The organism is Streptomyces sp. NPDC052236, assembly GCF_044548015.1.
Lineage (GTDB): Bacteria > Actinomycetota > Actinomycetes > Streptomycetales > Streptomycetaceae > Streptomyces.
On sequence record NZ_JBIUBL010000030.1, the window covers coordinates 46,809 to 63,388 of the forward strand.

19 protein-coding genes are annotated in these 16,580 nt (G+C 70.0%); 13 read left to right on the top strand and 6 right to left on the bottom strand.

The window, feature by feature from the left end; genetic code table 11:
• Positions 1–11: 11 nt before the first annotated feature.
• A complete protein-coding gene (locus tag ACIHCQ_RS36250; RefSeq protein ID WP_399672342.1) occupies positions 12–845 on the bottom strand; it encodes an alpha/beta hydrolase family protein in 834 nt (277 codons plus the stop codon).
• A 209-nt stretch (positions 846–1,054) separates the two neighbouring features.
• Here ACIHCQ_RS36250 and ACIHCQ_RS36255 point away from each other — a divergent pair, with 209 nt between their 5' ends.
• The 6 genes from ACIHCQ_RS36255 (at position 1,055) to ACIHCQ_RS36280 (ending at position 6,023) form a co-directional block, all read left to right on the top strand.
• Positions 1,055–1,894, top strand: coding sequence for a response regulator transcription factor (locus ACIHCQ_RS36255; RefSeq protein ID WP_399672344.1), 840 nt, complete (start codon positions 1,055–1,057; stop codon positions 1,892–1,894).
• Positions 1,895–1,918: 24 nt separating this feature from the next.
• The gene (locus ACIHCQ_RS36260; RefSeq protein WP_399672346.1) at positions 1,919–2,941 is read left to right on the top strand and encodes a LacI family DNA-binding transcriptional regulator; all 1,023 of its coding nucleotides are present in this window, start codon (positions 1,919–1,921) and stop codon (positions 2,939–2,941) included.
• 324 nt (positions 2,942–3,265) lie between these two features.
• A complete protein-coding gene (locus ACIHCQ_RS36265) occupies positions 3,266–3,721 on the top strand; it encodes a hypothetical protein (RefSeq protein WP_399672348.1) in 456 nt (151 codons plus the stop codon).
• Between the two features lie 260 nt (positions 3,722–3,981).
• Positions 3,982–4,554, top strand: coding sequence for an FABP family protein (locus tag ACIHCQ_RS36270; RefSeq protein ID WP_399672350.1), 573 nt, complete (start codon positions 3,982–3,984; stop codon positions 4,552–4,554).
• 40 nt (positions 4,555–4,594) lie between these two features.
• Complete coding sequence (locus ACIHCQ_RS36275; RefSeq protein WP_399672352.1) at positions 4,595–5,044, top strand: Fur family transcriptional regulator; 450 nt, start codon at positions 4,595–4,597, stop codon at positions 5,042–5,044.
• 10 nt (positions 5,045–5,054) lie between these two features.
• Positions 5,055–6,023, top strand: a complete 969-nt coding sequence (locus tag ACIHCQ_RS36280; RefSeq protein WP_399672354.1) for a YgfZ/GcvT domain-containing protein — start codon at positions 5,055–5,057, stop codon at positions 6,021–6,023.
• Between the two features lie 73 nt (positions 6,024–6,096).
• Here the strand turns inward: ACIHCQ_RS36280 and dtd are convergent, their stop codons facing one another.
• Positions 6,097–6,522, bottom strand: coding sequence for a D-aminoacyl-tRNA deacylase (gene dtd, locus ACIHCQ_RS36285; protein ID WP_399672356.1), 426 nt, complete (start codon positions 6,520–6,522; stop codon positions 6,097–6,099).
• Between the two features lie 115 nt (positions 6,523–6,637).
• Here dtd and ACIHCQ_RS36290 point away from each other — a divergent pair, with 115 nt between their 5' ends.
• From ACIHCQ_RS36290 to ACIHCQ_RS36300, 3 genes are all read left to right on the top strand, one after another.
• Complete coding sequence (locus ACIHCQ_RS36290) at positions 6,638–7,195, top strand: hypothetical protein (RefSeq protein WP_399672358.1); 558 nt, start codon at positions 6,638–6,640, stop codon at positions 7,193–7,195.
• Between the two features lie 57 nt (positions 7,196–7,252).
• Positions 7,253–8,239 carry an asparaginase gene (locus ACIHCQ_RS36295; protein WP_399672359.1) on the top strand — a complete coding sequence of 329 codons (987 nt, stop codon included), beginning with the start codon at positions 7,253–7,255 and terminating at the stop codon, positions 8,237–8,239.
• Positions 8,240–8,337: 98 nt separating this feature from the next.
• Positions 8,338–9,582 (top strand): GNAT family N-acetyltransferase, encoded by a 1,245-nt coding sequence (locus ACIHCQ_RS36300; RefSeq protein WP_399672361.1) that lies wholly within the window; start codon positions 8,338–8,340, stop codon positions 9,580–9,582.
• Between the two features lie 38 nt (positions 9,583–9,620).
• Here the strand turns inward: ACIHCQ_RS36300 and ACIHCQ_RS36305 are convergent, their stop codons facing one another.
• Positions 9,621–9,788 (bottom strand): hypothetical protein, encoded by a 168-nt coding sequence (locus ACIHCQ_RS36305; RefSeq protein WP_399672363.1) that lies wholly within the window; start codon positions 9,786–9,788, stop codon positions 9,621–9,623.
• Positions 9,789–9,996: 208 nt separating this feature from the next.
• On the opposite strand from ACIHCQ_RS36305, the gene ACIHCQ_RS36310 reads away from it, so the two are divergent.
• From ACIHCQ_RS36310 to ACIHCQ_RS36320, 3 genes are all read left to right on the top strand, one after another.
• Positions 9,997–10,968 carry a GntR family transcriptional regulator gene (locus tag ACIHCQ_RS36310; RefSeq protein WP_399672365.1) on the top strand — a complete coding sequence of 324 codons (972 nt, stop codon included), beginning with the start codon at positions 9,997–9,999 and terminating at the stop codon, positions 10,966–10,968.
• Between the two features lie 68 nt (positions 10,969–11,036).
• The gene (locus ACIHCQ_RS36315) at positions 11,037–11,768 is read left to right on the top strand and encodes an HAD family hydrolase (protein WP_399672367.1); all 732 of its coding nucleotides are present in this window, start codon (positions 11,037–11,039) and stop codon (positions 11,766–11,768) included.
• A 99-nt stretch (positions 11,769–11,867) separates the two neighbouring features.
• Positions 11,868–12,929, top strand: coding sequence for a phosphotransferase (locus tag ACIHCQ_RS36320; RefSeq protein WP_399672467.1), 1,062 nt, complete (start codon positions 11,868–11,870; stop codon positions 12,927–12,929).
• Here the strand turns inward: ACIHCQ_RS36320 and ACIHCQ_RS36325 are convergent.
• Together ACIHCQ_RS36325 and ACIHCQ_RS36330 are read right to left on the bottom strand one after the other, a co-directional pair.
• Entirely contained in the window at positions 12,910–13,677 is a 768-nt protein-coding gene (locus ACIHCQ_RS36325) for an ABC transporter permease (protein ID WP_399672369.1), read from the bottom strand. The two genes, ACIHCQ_RS36320 and ACIHCQ_RS36325, sit on opposite strands and share 20 nt — an antisense overlap.
• Complete coding sequence (locus ACIHCQ_RS36330) at positions 13,670–14,620, bottom strand: ATP-binding cassette domain-containing protein (protein WP_399672371.1); 951 nt, start codon at positions 14,618–14,620, stop codon at positions 13,670–13,672. Before ACIHCQ_RS36330 ends, ACIHCQ_RS36325 begins: the two co-directional genes overlap by 8 nt.
• 108 nt (positions 14,621–14,728) lie before the next feature.
• Between ACIHCQ_RS36330 and ACIHCQ_RS36335 the strand changes: the two genes are divergently transcribed.
• The gene (locus ACIHCQ_RS36335; protein ID WP_399672373.1) at positions 14,729–15,499 is read left to right on the top strand and encodes a TetR/AcrR family transcriptional regulator; all 771 of its coding nucleotides are present in this window, start codon (positions 14,729–14,731) and stop codon (positions 15,497–15,499) included.
• 39 nt (positions 15,500–15,538) lie between these two features.
• Here the strand turns inward: ACIHCQ_RS36335 and ACIHCQ_RS36340 are convergent, their stop codons facing one another.
• Entirely contained in the window at positions 15,539–16,510 is a 972-nt protein-coding gene (locus ACIHCQ_RS36340) for a zinc-binding dehydrogenase (protein WP_399672375.1), read from the bottom strand.
• Positions 16,511–16,580: the final 70 nt, after the last annotated feature.

Here is a 16,580-nt window from a genome sequence, read left to right on the forward strand (position 1 = left end):
TCCATCATGAGCTACTCGCCGTCCAGCCAACGCCCGATACGGCCGAGCAGTTCGTCGTCGGCGGCGTTCTCGGCGTGGCCCATGCCCACCTCCAGCCACAGCTCGGCCGGCCCGTCCTCTACGGCGGCGACGAGCATGCGCGGATGGTCGAGCGGGAAGTACGCGTCGCGGTCGCCGTGGACGATCAGCAGCGGCGTCGGGGCGATGAGCGGCACCGCCTCGACCGGCGACACGGGGACCGGGTCCCAGTCCCTGGGATGGATACGGGTGCGGAGACCGTAGCGGCCGACCAGGCGGCCCACCGGATGGCCGACCACCCAGTGCAGCCGCCGCATGGGGGCCGTACCGCGGTAGTACCAGCGGGCGGGAGCACTGACGGCGACCACCGCGTCTGTACGCGCCTCTGTGCGCCCCCTGTGCACCGACTCCGTGGCCCTCATCGCCGCGTGCCGCAGCACCACCGAGCCGCCCATGGAGAAGCCGACGGTCACCACCCGCGTATGCCCGAGCGAGCGGGCCCACTCCACCGCGGCCACGAGGTCCAGCACTTCGCGGTCGCCGACCGTGGAGCGTCCGCCCGAGCCGCCGTGGCCGCGGAACGAAAAGGTGACCACGGCCGCACGCTGCGCGAACACCCGCGCCGCCCGGCGTACGGCGGGCCGGTCCACGGAGCCCGTGAAGCCGTGCGCGACGACGATCGCGGTAGGGGTGAAACCGGCCGTACACGGTTCGTACACCGCCTCGATACGCACCCCGTCCGCCGTCCGGAGGACCGTCCTGAGTGGCGCCCGCGTGAACAAGGGAATAATTGAAGTGCGGTAAGGACCCTCTGACCCGGTAGACATGTGGGTTATTCTGCTGTGCAGAGGATCCGGGCAATGAAGCCACCGGATCCTTTTGTGTTTCCTGTCCATTGTTACAGCCAGGTGAACAGTGAACACAGAACGAACGGCGGACCATTGCCGCCATGTCCTCGCAGGGACCGAGGAGGAACCGACGTTATGGGCGAGCGCACCATGCACGACCGTAGGACGACCCAGGCAGGTGGGGCGCGATGAGCTCTCTGCTGCTCCTCACCAATGCCCTCCAGCCGTCGACGGAGGTGCTTCCCGCCCTCGGACTGCTGCTGCACAACGTGCGGGTGGCGCCTGCCGAAGGCCCGGCTCTTGTCGACACCCCCGGTGCCGACGTCATTCTGATCGACGGCCGCCGCGATCTGCCTCAGGTGCGGTCGCTGTGCCAACTGCTGCGGTCCACCGGACCCGGCTGCCCGCTGATCCTCGTCGTCACGGAGGGCGGTCTCGCGGCCGTCACCGCCGACTGGGGCATAGATGACGTACTGCTCGACACGGCAGGTCCCGCCGAGGTCGAGGCGCGACTGCGCCTCGCGATGGGCCGCCAGCAGATCACCGCGGACGACAGCCCGATGGAGATCCGCAACGGCGATCTGTCGGTGGACGAGGCGACCTACAGCGCGAAGCTGAAGGGCCGCGTCCTGGACCTGACCTTCAAGGAGTTCGAACTGCTGAAGTACCTCGCACAGCACCCGGGACGGGTGTTCACGCGGGCGCAGCTGCTCCAGGAGGTCTGGGGCTACGACTACTTCGGCGGTACGCGGACGGTGGACGTGCACGTACGGCGGCTGCGCGCGAAGCTCGGCCCGGAGCACGAGTCGCTGATCGGGACCGTACGGAACGTGGGCTACCGCTTTGTGACGCCGGAGAAGGTGGAGCGGGCGGCGGTGGCCGCGGAGGAGGCCAAGGCGAAGGCGGCGGCTGCTGCGGCTGCGGCTGCTCCCGTTGTGGCGCCGTCCGTACCGGCGGAGGAATCCGTCCCCCGTACGGAGCACACGACCGAGGCGGAGGAAGCCGCCGTACGCCCTGCCCAGAGGTAGGTCACCCCGCGTAGACTGCCGCGCGTGGCCAAGGTGACGCGGGATGATGTGGCGCGACTGGCGGGGACTTCGACTGCGGTCGTCAGTTACGTCATCAACAACGGACCGAGGCCGGTTGCCCCGGCCACGCGCGAGCGGGTACTCGCCGCGATCAAGGAGCTGGGCTACCGACCAGACCGGGTCGCCCAGGCGATGGCGTCGCGGCGGACCGACCTCATAGGCATGATCGTGCCGGACGCCCGGCAGCCGTTCTTCGCGGAGATGGCGCACGCGGTCGAACAGGCCGCGGCGGAACGCGGAAAAATGGTGCTCGTCGGGAACTCCGACTACCGCGACGAGCGCGAGGTGCACTACCTGCGGGCGTTCCTCGGGATGCGGGTCTCCGGTCTGATCCTGGTCAGCCAGGGCATGAGCGAGCGGGCGGCGACGGAGATCGAGGCGTGGGACGCGCGGGTGGTGCTGCTGCACGAGCGTCCGGAGGCGATCGACGACGTGGCCGTCGTCACGGACGACATCGGCGGGGCGCAGCTGGCGACGCGCCATCTGCTGGAGCACGGATACGCGTACGTGGCGTGCCTGGGCGGGGTCGAGTCGACCCCGTCGGTCGGCGACCCGGTGGCGGACCACGTCGAGGGCTGGCGGAGGGCGATGCTGGAGTCGGGCCGGTCGGTGGAGGGGCGGCTCTTCCATGCCCCGTTCAACCGGTACGACGCGTATCAGGTGGCGCTGAAGCTGCTGGCGGGTGAGGACCGCCCGCCGGCGATCTTCTGCTCGACGGACGACCAGGCGATCGGCGTACTGCGGGCGGCGCGGGAGCTGCGGCTGGATGTGCCGGGCGAGCTGGCGGTGGCGGGCTTCGACGACGTGAAGGAGGCGGGCCTGACGGACCCGCCCCTGACGACGATCTCCTCGGACCGCCCGGCGATGGCCCGGGCGGCGGTGGACCTGGTCCTGGACGAGGGCCTGCGGGTGGCGGGCTCACGGAGGGAGAGGGTCAAGCAGTTCCCTTCGGGTTTGGTCATCCGCCGGTCGTGCGGGTGCGGATAGTCCGACTCGGGCGTGGGGCGCGGGGCCTTGTGGCTCGGGCCGGGGGCTCTCGGGCTGCGGGCCTCTGTCGGGCCCTGGGTTCGGTGATGCACCAGTCCGTGCCACCGGCGACTGGCACAAACTATTGGGCCGTGTTGCCTACGGGATCGCGGAGCAGACGCGCACGGACGTCCTGGGACACGGGACGAAGCGCGATGGCCTCTGGGCGTACCCGAAGATGGAGCCACGCGCTGTCGGCGGGCGAACGCGGACCTGGGCGGACTGCTGCTCCCGGCGCCGAAGGGCGCCCAGCTCGACAAGGCTCTCCAGGGCGAGAGGGGCCGGGTGCCGGTCGACCGATTCCTCGCCGCGTACGCCAAGGAAGATCGAGCGGACCTGAAACAGGACCTCGCCGACGACGGGCTGCGGCACATCGCCGCACGCGGCTGGACCACGCCCGACTCCACGGTCACCCAGATCTATTTGCTCCGCCTCCACACAGTCGCGTACGCGGAGGGGTTCTGCGACGATCACTTCGACGGTGGAATGGATGCCGAGGTGCCGGTGCTCGGGGTGGCGGACGCAGCTCCGCTGAACTCGGGGTACGAGCCCTGGAACGCGGCCCCGTCGACCCAGACGCATGTGTATGACGAGCCCGCGCCGCGTGGCCCTGTCCACGTCCGGCACGCGTACATGACCGCCGGTGACACTCTCCGCCCTGATCGTGCAGTCGTAGAGGGGCACAGCCCCGGCCGTCCCCCTCTACCAGACCGTCGCCTGCAGAACCAGCTGCTCGGCTGAGTGCCGCACCTCGCAGAGAGGGCCGGGCCCCCACCCATTAGGCTGGGGCCCGGTCCTACCGCTCATACCGCTCACCCGAGGAGCACCCCGTGCTGGAAGTCTTCTTCGAAGCCCTGCTGGTTCTGGTCTGCGTCGGCGTCGCCGCCTTCGCCGGTCTGACCGTGAAGAAGCTGTACCAGGGCCAGCGCTAGGCGTCACCGGTCGCAGACTGATCGTCCTTTTCGTCACACTCGCATCTCTACAGATCGTCAGAGCCACTCATGATCGAGATTCCGTCCGACCTGAACCCCGGCCTCGTCCCCCTCGTCTTCCTCCTCGGCACCTGGGAGGGTGCGGGCGTCGCCGACTTCCCCGGCGCCGAGAAGTGCAACTTCGGCCAGGAAGTCACCTTCAGCCACGACGGCCGGGACTTCGTCGAGTACACCTCCCGCACCTGGGTCCTCGACACCGACGGCCAGAAGGTGCGCCCCCTGGAGTCCGAGTCCGGCTACTGGCGTATCGACTCCAGCCGCAAGGTCGAGGTCGTCATGGTCCGTGACCAGGGCGTTGTCGAGGTCTGGTACGGCGAGCTCGCCGACCAGAAGCCGCAGATCGACCTGGCGACGGACGCGGTCGCGCGCACCGCGGCCTCGGGCCCGTACAGCGGTGGCAAGCGGCTCTACGGCTATGTGAAGGGCGACCTGATGTGGGTGGGCGAGAAGTCCACTCCCGAGGTCCCGATGCGGCCGTACATGTCGGCACACCTGAAGAAGGTCGTTTCCCCGGAGCAGGTCGAGCAGTGGGCGAAGGATCTCGGCGACCTTCCCGACGACGGAATCGCCTTCTTCAAGTAGGGGCCGGGTGGCAGCCCCCACGCCTGCCTACACTGGGGGCGTGGTGAAGACCGACTGGAAGAGCGATCTGCGGCAGCGCGGTTACCGGCTGACCCCGCAGCGGCAGCTTGTCCTGGAGGCTGTCGACGCCCTTGAGCACGCGACTCCGGACGACATCCTCTCCGAGGTGCGCAAAACCGCGTCCGGCGTGAACATCTCCACCGTCTACCGGACGCTGGAGCTGCTGGAGGAGCTGAACCTCGTCTCCCACGCGCACCTCGGCCACGGCGCTCCGACGTACCATCTCGCCGACCGCCACCACCACATCCACCTGGTCTGCCGGGACTGCGCCAATGTGATCGAGGCGGATGTCTCGGTCGCCGCGGAGTTCACCGCCAAGCTGCGCGAGACCTTCGGCTTCGTGACGGACATGAAGCACTTCGCGATCTTCGGCCGCTGCCAGAACTGCGCCCAGAAGTGCGCCGCTGACGCTTCAACTACCGAGTCGTAGGCTGGAGCGCATGAAGAGCCCCCTGCTGTCCCTGCCCGGCGCGGTCGCGGCCGAAGAGCGTGACGAAGGCGTCGCCGCGCACTACGGCGATCTGTTCCGTGAGCAGCGCGCCCTCGCGGACGGCGCCGGTCTCGTCGATCTCTCGCACCGCGGCGTCGTCACCGTCACCGGCGACGACCGGCTGACCTGGCTGCACCTGCTGCTCACCCAGCATGTCAGCGACCTCCCGGCGGGCCAGGCCACCGAGGCGCTGGTCCTCTCCGCGCACGGCCATATCGAGCACGCCCTGTATCTCGTGGACGACGGCGCGACGGTCTGGGCGCATGTCGAACCGGGCACGCAGCAGGAGCTCATCGCGTACCTGGAGTCGATGAAGTTCTTCTACCGGGTCGAAGTCGCCGACCGCACCGACGACTTCGCGGTCGTGTACCTGCCCGCGGGCTCCATCGCGCCCACGCCCGAGGGCGTTGCCGTACGGGAGACCCCGTACGGCCGCGATCTGTTCCTGCCGCGCGCCGACCTTGAGGCATACGCCGCCGCGAACGGTCCGGCCGTCGGGATCCTCGCCTACGAGGCGCTCCGCGTCGAGGCCCACCGCCCCCGCGTCGGCTTCGAGACCGACCACCGCACCATCCCGCACGAGCTGGGCTGGATCGGCAGCGCGGTCCACCTCCAGAAGGGCTGCTACCGCGGCCAGGAGACCGTGGCGCGCGTCCACAACCTGGGGAAGCCGCCGCGCCGGCTGGTCTTCCTGCACCTCGACGGCAGCGAGGTGCACCTGCCGGGACACGGCACCCCCGTGCGGCTCGCGGCGGACGGTGAAGAGGGCCGCCAGCTCGGCGTTGTCACCACCTCCGCGCGCCACCACGAGCTGGGGCCGATCGCGCTCGCGGTGATCAAGCGCAATGTGCCGCTGGACGCGGAGCTGCTGGTGGGCGGCGACACGGCAGCCGCGCAGGAACCGGTCGTCCAGCCCTGAGCCGTACGGCCCCCCTACAGCCGTACAGCCCGATCCGTACAGCCCGATCCGTGCGGCGGACCGATCCGTGCGGCTACATCTCCACGATCACCGTGAACGGGCCGTGATTGGTGAGCGAGACGCGCATGTCCGCCCCGAACCGGCCCGTCTCCACGTGCGCCCCCAGCGCCCGCAGCTGCGCCACCACCTCTTCGACCAGCGGCTCGGCCACCTCACCCGGCGCCGCCGCGTTCCAGGTGGGGCGGCGGCCCTTGCGGGCGTCCCCGTAGAGAGTGAACTGCGAAATCACCAGCAACGGCGCATTCGCGTCCGAGCAGGACTTCTCACCATCAAGGATGCGAAGCGACCAGAGCTTGCGAGCCAGCTGCCCGGCCTTCTCCACGGTGTCGCCGTGGGTGACCCCCACCAGCACACACAGCCCTTCGCCGACGATCTCGCCGACCGTTTCACCCGCGACCACGACGCTCGCGCCGTCGATTCTCTGCACCACCGCACGCATACATGCCAACCTATCTGCGGCTGAACGGGTGCAGTGCACCTGCGTCGGAAGGTTCCGGAGTGGCACGATGCAGGCAGGCGGTGCAGCCGCACCGGTCGAGGGGACGGAACACGCAATGAGCACATCTGGTGCCGGGCACGCGCCCGGTCCCGCATCTCCTACGCCTGCCGCGGTCTCCGCGCTGCTGGAGCCGGTGCAGTACGACATCGGCGCACTGCGCCTGCCCGAGCTGCGCACGCTGCGCCGCGACTCCCACCGCGACGAGGCGGACCTCAGCTATGTACGGCGGCTGCTCCAGGGCCGGATCGACATCCTGCGGGCCGAACTGGCACGGCGTACCGCCACCGAGACGCCCGTCGTCGACCGGCTGTCGGAGATCCTGGCCGACGCACCGTCCCAGCACCGTTCGTCCGCCCGCCATGTGACGCTCTCCACACCGCAGAGCGAGGAGTACCGGCGGCTGGCCGCCGACATGCTGTCCGAGGTCGAGCTCTCCGACCTGACCGCCCGTACGGATGAGGAGCTGGACGCCGCCATGGGCCGGCTGGTCGGCTATGAGCAGCAGGTTTCCCGTCGTCGGCAGCTGTTGCAGCGTACGGCCGACGATTGCAGCGCCGAGATCGGGCGCAGGTACCGTAAGGGCGAAGCGCAAGTAGACGACCTGCTCACCTGAAGCGTTCCATCGAACGCCCCTTCCGGGGAGCCCGCATCCGCCCCCGAGAGGCCGACGATGAGCACCACCCCCGCCACCCCCGCCGGCACCGCCCTTCCTGCCGGCATGTCCCCGGTACTCGCCGAAGTCATACGGTCCGGTTTTGTCGAGGGAAGGCACCGGGGTTCGCTCGTCGTCCTGGCGGCGGACGGCAGTGTGGAACTCGCCCTCGGGGACCCCGCCGCGCCCCACTTCCCGCGCTCCAGCAACAAGCCCATGCAGGCCGCGGCCATACTGCGCTCCGGCCTCGACCTCGCCGGGGAGCGGCTGGCGCTGGCCGCCGCGAGCCACTCGGGCGAGGGTTTCCACCTCGATCTCGTACGGTCGATGCTCGCCGAACACTCCCTGGCGGTGGAGGAGCTGCAGACCCCGCCGGACCTGCCGCTGGATCTGGCCGAGGCGGAGACGTATCTCGCCGCCGGGCACATCCGGGACCGGGTCACCATGAACTGCTCCGGCAAGCACACCGCGATGCTCGCCGCCTGCGCGCACAACGGCTGGGACCGCGCCGGTTACCTCGACCCCGCGCACCCGCTCCAGCAGCTCGTCCACGAGACGGTCGAGGCCGCCTCCGGCGAGCGCGTTGCGGCGGTCGGCACGGACGGCTGCGGCGCGCCGCTGCTGGCGATCAGCCTGACCGGGCTGGCCCGCGCCTTCCGGCACTGCGTGCTGGCCGCGCCGGGCACGGCCGAGCGCAGGGTCGCGGACGCGATGCGCGAGCACCCCGAGTACGTCGCGGGCACGCGCCGCCACGACACCTGGCTGATGCGCGCGGTGCCGGGCGCGCTCTCCAAGATGGGCGCGGAGGCGGTTCAGGCGGTGGCGTTCGCGGACGGTCGCGCGCTGGCCTTCAAGCTGGACGACGGCGCGGCACGGGCGGTGGGCCCGGTGCTGGCCCGGGCGCTCGAAATCATGGGCGTGGACTCTCCGGTGGTGGGCCGGATCGGACAAATGCCGCTGCTGGGCGGCGGCTCGGAGGTCGGCGGAGTCCGCGCGGCGTTCTGACCGGGCGGGGGCCGCCGCGAGGCACCCGGCGAGCCCCGTCGATGGCTCCGCCGAAAACCCGGTGCGGATTACATCCGTCGGTGCATAACGTGTCGCGTATGAGCGTCGAAACTCGCATGATCGCCGATTCTGAGCTCCCCGACTGGCTGCGGGCGCTGGCCACCGGGTTTCTCCGACCTCCGGTCTTCTCGGACGAGGAGATCGCCGACCGCCGCGCGCACACGGACCTCTCCCGGGTCAGCGGCGCCTTCGACAACGGCCGCTGCGTGGCCACGTACCGCTCCTTCGCCCAGCAGCTCACCGCCGTGGGCGGCGCCGCGCTCCCCGCGAGCGCCGTCTCCAACGTCACGGTCTCGCCGACGCACCGCCGCCGCGGCCTGCTCAGCCGGTTGATGGCCGCGGACCTGGCGGAGTCCAAGGAGCGCGGCGACGTCGTCTCCACGCTGATCGCCGCGGAGTACCCGATCTACGGGCGGTACGGCTTCGGGCCCGCCACCTGGACCACCGAGTGGGCCATCGACGTGCCCCGCGCCGGTCTCGACCCGCGCTGGTCGGGCCCTGCCGACGGTGGCCGAATAGACCTGGTCGACGGCACGGACGTACGCAAACTCGGCCCGGAGCTGCACGAGCGCCTGGCCGCGCGCCGACACGGCGTGGTGAACCGCGACGAGCGCTGGTGGCAGCTCACCACCGGCCAGGTGCGGAAGGCGTCCCACCCCTGGACCGAGCCGTACTACGCGGTCTACCGCTCGGCGGCCGGAGAGGTCGAGGGCTATCTCGCGTACCACGCGGACGATGTCTGGGGCGACGCCAAGCAGCCGCTGAACACGGCCTCCGTGCACGACATGATCGCGCTGACGCCGGGGGCGGAGCGCGCGCTGTGGCACTTCGTCTGCTCGGTGGACTGGATCACCACGGTCAAGACCGGCCACCGCGCCCCGGACGACCTGCTTCCGCTGCTGCTGCCGGACCCGCGCGCGGCGAAGATCCTCACGCACGCGGACTTCCTGTGGGTGCGGATCCTGGATGTCGTACGGGCGCTGGAGGCGCGTACGTACGACATGGCCGCGACCCTCGTCCTGGAGGTACGCGACGACGCCGGGCTGGCGGGCGGCCAGTTCCGGCTGGACGCCTCGCCGGACGGGGCGGTCTGCGCTCCGACGGCGCAGTCGCCCGATCTGACGCTGGACATACGGGAGTTGGGCGCGCTGTTCCTGGGCGACGAGTCGGCGGTCCGGCTCGCGGAGCTGGGCCGTGTGGACGAGGAGACGCCGGGTGCGGTCGGGGTGGCGGAACGGGTGTTCCGTACGCCGAGGCGGCCTTGGTGCCCGGACATATTCTGACGTTCTGACGATCCGACGTCCGGGCATGGGCGGACCGGTCAGGCACCGGCCGGTATCGCGGGCAGCACCACGAGAATGCTGCCGATGCTGGCACAGGTGGCGTTCTCGGCCTTCAGGCCGATGGCCACCAGGACGAAGCCGATCGCGGCCACGATGCCGAAGCGCCACTGCACGTACTGCTCGACGACGAGGGTGAGGAGAGGCATGGTGGTCACTCCTTCAAGGGAGGGCGGGCGCCTGGGCTTGCACACCCCGTTGTGCACCGTGCTCCGCGCACCCAATTGCCGTACAAATTCAACCGGTTGACTTAATGGGTTGATGCCCACTTGCTACATCCTCGTAAACTTGTCTGGTTATCTGGGTTTGTTGTGTGGGGTGTCGTCCTTGGCTGTAGGGCAGTTGTAGGGTTACTGGGTGACCAGTCATGGATCTGCTCCGAGAGATGTCACCTCGTTCCGGTACCGGTGGGTCGCGGACGAGCTGCGCAAGGAGATCAACAACGGCACCCGCAGGCCGGGTGAGCGCCTGCCCACGCAGGGCGAGTTGGCGGCGCAGTACAAGGTCTCCCGTGCCACGGTGATCCAGGCGCTCGATCTGCTCCGCGAGAAGGGGCTGATCATCACCCGCCAGGGCAGCGGAACCTTTGTGAAGGGCGACCGCGGCGACGGGACCGGTCGCGGCGAGGGGCCTCAGCCGCCGACGGGGGCGGACAGCGGTGACACGGAAGGCGACGGCGAGGACGACGTATGGGCCGTCGTCTCGGAACGGGTGCCTCCGGTGGTGCTCCAGCCCTATCTGGAAGAGGCGTTCGAGGCCACCGCCGTCACCCTCGACGTCTACTCGATGACCACCGAGTCCCTCGCCACGAAGGTGTCCGACCAGAAGGCGCGCATCGTGGCCGGTGAGATCCACCCGCCGCGCAGCATCACGGCCCGGTTGATGCTCCCGGACACCCGCTCGCCCCATCTGGCGATACCCCGGCTGACGGACGGTACGGACGACCCGCGGGTCCGCGAGCGGCTGCGAGGCATTCTCCAGAGTCACGCGATCATGTTGCGGGAGTCTCTGTACGAGTTGCGCAACCGGGGTTTTGTGCCTGAAGTTTCGGTAGAGGTCCGGCTGGTACCGTTCGCGCCTCAACTCAAGCTGTACATTCTCAACCGCCGACTGGCGCTACAGGGCTTCTACGCCATCGAAGAGGGGACCATCAGTCTTCCTCCGGACGGCGAAGAAGTGACGATCTTCGATGCATACGGCACGGGGGCGACTCTGTTCCCCTATCGTGCCGCAGCCGACTCCACACCCGAGCAGTCCGGCATTGTGCATGTGGCGCAGGAGTTCTTCGACTCGCACTGGAAATACCAAGCCAAAAGGGCGGATTTCTAACCGTGCCACCACATGCCACGACCACCGCTGCTCCGTCTGGAGCGACGCGGCAGACACTGTCCCGGGCGTTGTCCCGTGCCCGGTGCGTTGTCTTCGATCTCGACGGTCCCATCGCGGGTGTCTTCTCCGGCGTACCCGCCGAGTTCGTCGCCCGTGAACTTCTGAGCGTCGCGGAGCGCAACGACTGCCTGGTGGGGGAGTTGCGCTACTGCGCCGACCCCATCGCCGTACTGCTCGGGCATACGGCCGAGATGAACCGGAGGGCCGGTCCGGGCGGCCTGGGGAATCACGGCGACTGGCAGAGGACCGTCGCCGAGATGCACGACCAGCTCGACGCCTGGGAACGCAAGGCGGCGGAATCCGCGGAGCCGACTCCGGGAGCGGCGGACTTCATCCGGGCATGCCACGCCTCCGGCAAGCTGCTTTCGCTCGCTACCAACAACCATGTGGATGCGGCTACCCGCATTCTTGAGCGGCAGTCAGTGCTCGACTGCTTCGACGGTCCCGTCATCGGCCGGCCGCGGGACGCGACGCGGATGAAGCCCGACCCGCAGTCCCTGCGCCAGGCGATGGCGCCCGGCATCGCGCCCGGACTGCATCTGATGATCGGCGACTCGCCCACCGACTACGAGGCCGCGCGGGCGGTGTCCATGCCGTTCTACGGATATCACCGCTCGGCGACGGGACGGCGGCGGCTGCGCGAGGCGGGGGTGGACGCCGATTCGATCGCCGTTGATATGACGGAGTTTCTGCGGGCCGTGCGGGTAAGTGCCCCAGGAGCTGATCTCACCGTCGACTAAGGGGGCGACTGTATTCACGCCCGGGAACGGAACTTCACCGCCGAGCCGGCTGGCAGGGTCCGGCAGCGCGCCGCACGGCTGAGCGCCGGCGAGGAGCTCATCGAGGGTCCGCTCAAGGGGTACCACCATGAGACGTACGCGTTCCCGCTGCCGGACGCCAACGGCGGGGTCGGCGCGGTCCGGTGGAAATGCCGGGAGCCGCGGCCCGGAATCCTCTGGTTCGACCGGCGCAGTTTCGCCTCGGAAGCGGCGCTGATCCGGGCGCTGGCCGGGCATGTGTCGAGCGTTCCGGAGATCATGGAGGTCGACGGCATCGGCCTCCAGCGATTCATCGAGGGCAGGACCCTCGGCTCGTACGGACAGCCCGGAGTGCCCGTGGCGGAGCCTCATATGGCCCAGATCGCACGGCTGTTCAGCGAACTCGCCGCGATCTCTCCCGACGTACTGCCGTTGGACCGGCAACCGTCCGATGCGGGCCGCGTCACCGAGAAGGCGGCGGACGGCGACAGCGCCGGGTTCGCCGCGTGCCTGATCCGCTTCACCGAGGAGCGGGTCTACCGGGAGCAGCTCCCGGTGTACGGGCGGCTGTTCGAGACGCTCGGCGTCACGGAGGACGGGCTGCTGCGGCTCAGGGAGCGGGCGCGCTCCCTCACCTCACGGCCGTTCCAGCTGCTGCACGGAGATCTGCACCGGGAGAACTTCATCGTGGACGGTGACGACCGGTTGTGGACCATCGACTGGGAGCTGGCCATGTTCGGCGATCCGCTGTACGACCTGGGCACCCATCTCCATCTCATGCGGTACCCGGCGGAGCAGGAGGCCGTGGTGGCGCTGCGCTGGCGGGACACGGTGGAGGCGGTCAGGCCGGGCAGTTCACGCGGCTGGCAGGAGGACCTTCCGTACGTCCTGCAGTTCAAGCGCGCCCAGTCCGTCTACACCGATGTCATACGGTCCGCCCTCGCCGTCGGCGGCGGGAGGAAGCTCGACCGGCGCCTGCTGCCGGCGGCCTCGCGCAAGCTGCACGATGTCCTCGGCAGAGCCGGGACCGCGCTCGGCCTGACGGCTGTGCCGAGCGTGCGGCAGATCGCGAAGGCGCTGACGGACTGGCACCGCGAGCATGGGGCGGCGGACCGCGGAAACGTTACGCCGTACGCACCTTGAACAGCGCCCCGGACAGCGCGACCGCCACCGCCAGGATCCCGCCGCACCAGGCAAGCGCCGTCCAGGGAGCGCTGCCCACCGGCTGGCCCAGCAGCAGCCCCCGCAGGGACTCGATCAGCGGCGTCACCGGCTGGTGCTCGGAGAAGCCGTGGAGCCAGCTCGGCATCGTGTCGATCCGGACGAACGCGCTGCTGGGATAGGGCAGGAACGACATGAAGAAGGTGAAGCCGCCTGCCGCTTCCGGCGTTCTGGCCAGCAGGCCGACCGCCGCCGAGAGCCAGGAGATCGCCACCAGGAAGATGATCAGAATGGCCCCGGCGGCCAGCCAGGCGGCCGGTGAGGCCGAGGGGCGGAAGCCGATGAGGAAGGCGACAGCGAGGACGACCGCGGTCGAGACCAGATTGCGGATGGTGCTGGCCGCGACATGACCGGCCAGGATCGAAGTGCCGCCGATATCCAGGGAGCGGAAGCGGTCGATGATGCCGCCCTTCATGTCCTCGCTCACGTTGACGGCGGTGGTCGACGCGCCGAAGGCCGCGCAGAGGACGAGGATGCCGGGGACGACGTACGTCACGTACGTCGTACCGGTGTCGATGGCGCCGCCGAAGAAGTAGATGAAGACGACCATCAGCATCAGCGGAAGCATCATCGAGGTGATGAGGGCGTCGATGTTGCGCCGGCTGAGGCGGATGCTTCGCCCGGCCATGGTGAGGGCCGGGGTAAGGGCCGGGGTGAGTACGTCAGACATCGGCCGTCTCCTTGCTGGTGCCGGCGCTCGTCTCCGTGAGAGCCAGGAAGACGTCGTCGAGGGTGGCGGTGCGCAGCGAGAAGAGGACGACGTCCCGCCGGTCCGGGTCGATCTCGTCGAGCAGCGCGCGGACGTGCGCGGCCGTGCCGTCTGTGGGCAGGCCGAGCGTGAGCGTGTCGGGGGAGCGGTGGACGGCGCGTGATTCGAGCCGCCAGTACGAGCCGGTGTCGGCCAGGACGACATCGAGACGGTGGTCCGCGAACCGGGTCTTGAGCTGTTCCGCGGTGCCCTCGGCGACCATTCGCCCGCTGTCCAGGACCGCGATCCGGTCCGCCAGCCGGTCGGCCTCCTCCAGGTACTGCGTGGTCAGGAAGACGGTCGCGCCCCGGGCCGACAGATCGCGGACGACCTGCCAGAGCTCCTGGCGGCTGCGCGGGTCGAGGCCGGCCGTCGGCTCGTCCAGGAAGACGACCTCCGGCTCTCCGACGAGACCGGCCGCGAGATCGAGGCGGCGGCGCATTCCGCCCGAGTACGTCTTGGCCCGGCGGCGGCCCGCGTCGCCGAGGTCGAAGCGTTCGAGGAGCTCGGCGACGCGGCGGTGGGCGGCCGGGCGGGACAGTCCGCTGAGCCGGGCCATCATGCGGAGGTTCTCCGCGCCCGTCTGGTTGTCGTCCACGGCGGCGAACTGCCCGGTCAGGCTGATGGCGCGGCGCACCTGGCGGCGGTCGGCGACGACGTCGTACCCGGCGACGCGCGCCCGGCCCCGGTCGGCGGTCGTGAGGGTGGCGAGGATGCGTACGGTCGTGGTCTTGCCCGCGCCGTTGGGCCCGAGCAGCGAGAAGACGGTGCCGCGCTCGACGCGGAGGTCGATGCCGTCGAGGACCTTGAGCTTTCCGTAGGCCTTGATGAGGCCGGTGGCCTCGACGGCCGGTGACTCACTCATGACTGGCGCGCTCCTTCGGCCTTCTGCGTATGGCATACGCGTTACTGCGTAATGGTTACGCATTACTAGGATGGGCGTCAAGCGGATGACGGGTGAGGGTGGAATCGGATGACCGGCAGCGAGCACGGTACGGACGGCGGTACGGGCCTGCCCGCCAGCATCGAAGCGGCGTGGGGCCTGCGCGAACGCCCGTCGAAGGGCCCCCGGCCCGGCATCGGCCTGGACCGCATCGTCGACGCGGCGGTCGCCGTCGCGGCGGCGGAAGGGCTCGGCGCGGTCTCCATGGGCCGGATCGCCAAGGAGCTGGGCGTCTCGACGATGTCGCTCTACCGGTACGTCGGCGCGAAGGACGAGCTCTACATCCTGATGCAGGAGGCGGTCATAGGAGCGCCGCCTGAGCCCCCCGCCCCGGGCACGGGCTGGCGTGAGGCGCTGGCGGCATGGGCGCGGGCGCAGCGCGAGGTATTCCACCGGAACCTGTGGTTCCTGCGCATCCCGATCTCGGGCCCGCCCGCGACGCCCAACTCCGTGGCCTGGTGGGAGCAGGGCCTCAAGGCTCTGGCGGACACGGGTCTCGGCGAGGGCGAGAAGATCTCGATGATCATGGTGGTCGGCGGCTATGTGCGGAATGAGGCCACGCTGATGGCGGACCTGGGAGTGGCGATCGCGGCGAGCGGGGATTCTCCCGCGGAGGTGCTGGCGCGCTACGCCACGACCTTGAAGAGACTCGCGGACCCGGACCGCTACCCGGAGGTGGCGAAATTGCTGGAATCCCAGGTGATGTACGAGCCGGACGATCCCGACTTCGAGTTCGACTTCGGCCTGGACCGGATCCTCGACGGCATCGAGGTCCTGATCCGCAGGCGTGGCGGCGCCTGACGGATGGCGCGGGGTCTCACCCCACCGGCACGCGGGGTGTCACCCCACCAACAGCGCCTTCCCCAGCAGCCCGCGGCCTTCGATCGCCCTGTGCGCGTCCGCCGCGCCGGACAGCGGGAAGGTGCCGCCGATCACCGGGCGCAGCCGCCCGCCGGCCGCCTCCCCCAGCGCCTTCGCCGCCAGCCGTACGTACTCCCCGTCCGACAGCTGTACGTCCGCGATGCCGAGCAGCTTGATCCCCCGGCGCTCCGCCACCGCCGCGTCCACCTGCGCGAAGTCGCCCGTGGGCGCCCCGTGCGCCGAGAAGCGCCCGCCGTCCGCCGTCAGCGCGAAAGCCGCCAGGCCCATGGCGCCGCCGACCCCGTCGAGGACCACCTGCGCGCCGCCCGCGCCCAGTGCCGTACGGGCCCGGCCGACCCAGTCGTCGCCCGTCGCGTCCACCACCGCGTCCGCGCCCAGCTCCCGTACGAGGGAAACCTTCGCCTCGCCCCGGGCCACGCCCACCACCTGTGCCCCCACGGCCTTCGCCAGCTGCACCAGCAGCGTGCCCATGCCGCCCGACGCGCCCAGGATCAGCACCCGTTCGCCCGCTGTCAGGCCCGTGAATTCGAGCAGGGCGGTGGCGGTGACGCCGTCGTGGATCAGCGCCGCGGCCTCCGTCAGGCCGAGCCCGTCCGGGATCGCGACCAGCTTCGCGGCGGAGGCCACCGCCTGTTCGGCGTAGCCGCCGGTGGGGCCGAGCGAGGTGATGACGCGGCGGCCGAGCCAGGCCTCATCCACTCCCCTGCCGACCGCGCGCACTGTACCGGCGATGCCGCCGCCCGGTACGTACGGCGGCTGGACCGTGAAGTGCTTGCCGAAGACCCCGGCGCGTATCTGCGTCTCCGCGAAGATCGTGTCCACTGCGGCGACGGCGACGACCACCTCGCCCGGACCTGCCACCGGGTCCGGAACCTCCGCCGTGACCAGGACCTCGGGGCCGCCGAATTCCCTCGCTTGTACGACACGCATTCCGCTCACTCCCCAGCTTCGATGTCTGACCGGTTCCTTTGAGGCAGGCTTAAACCTCAAGTGAAGCAGT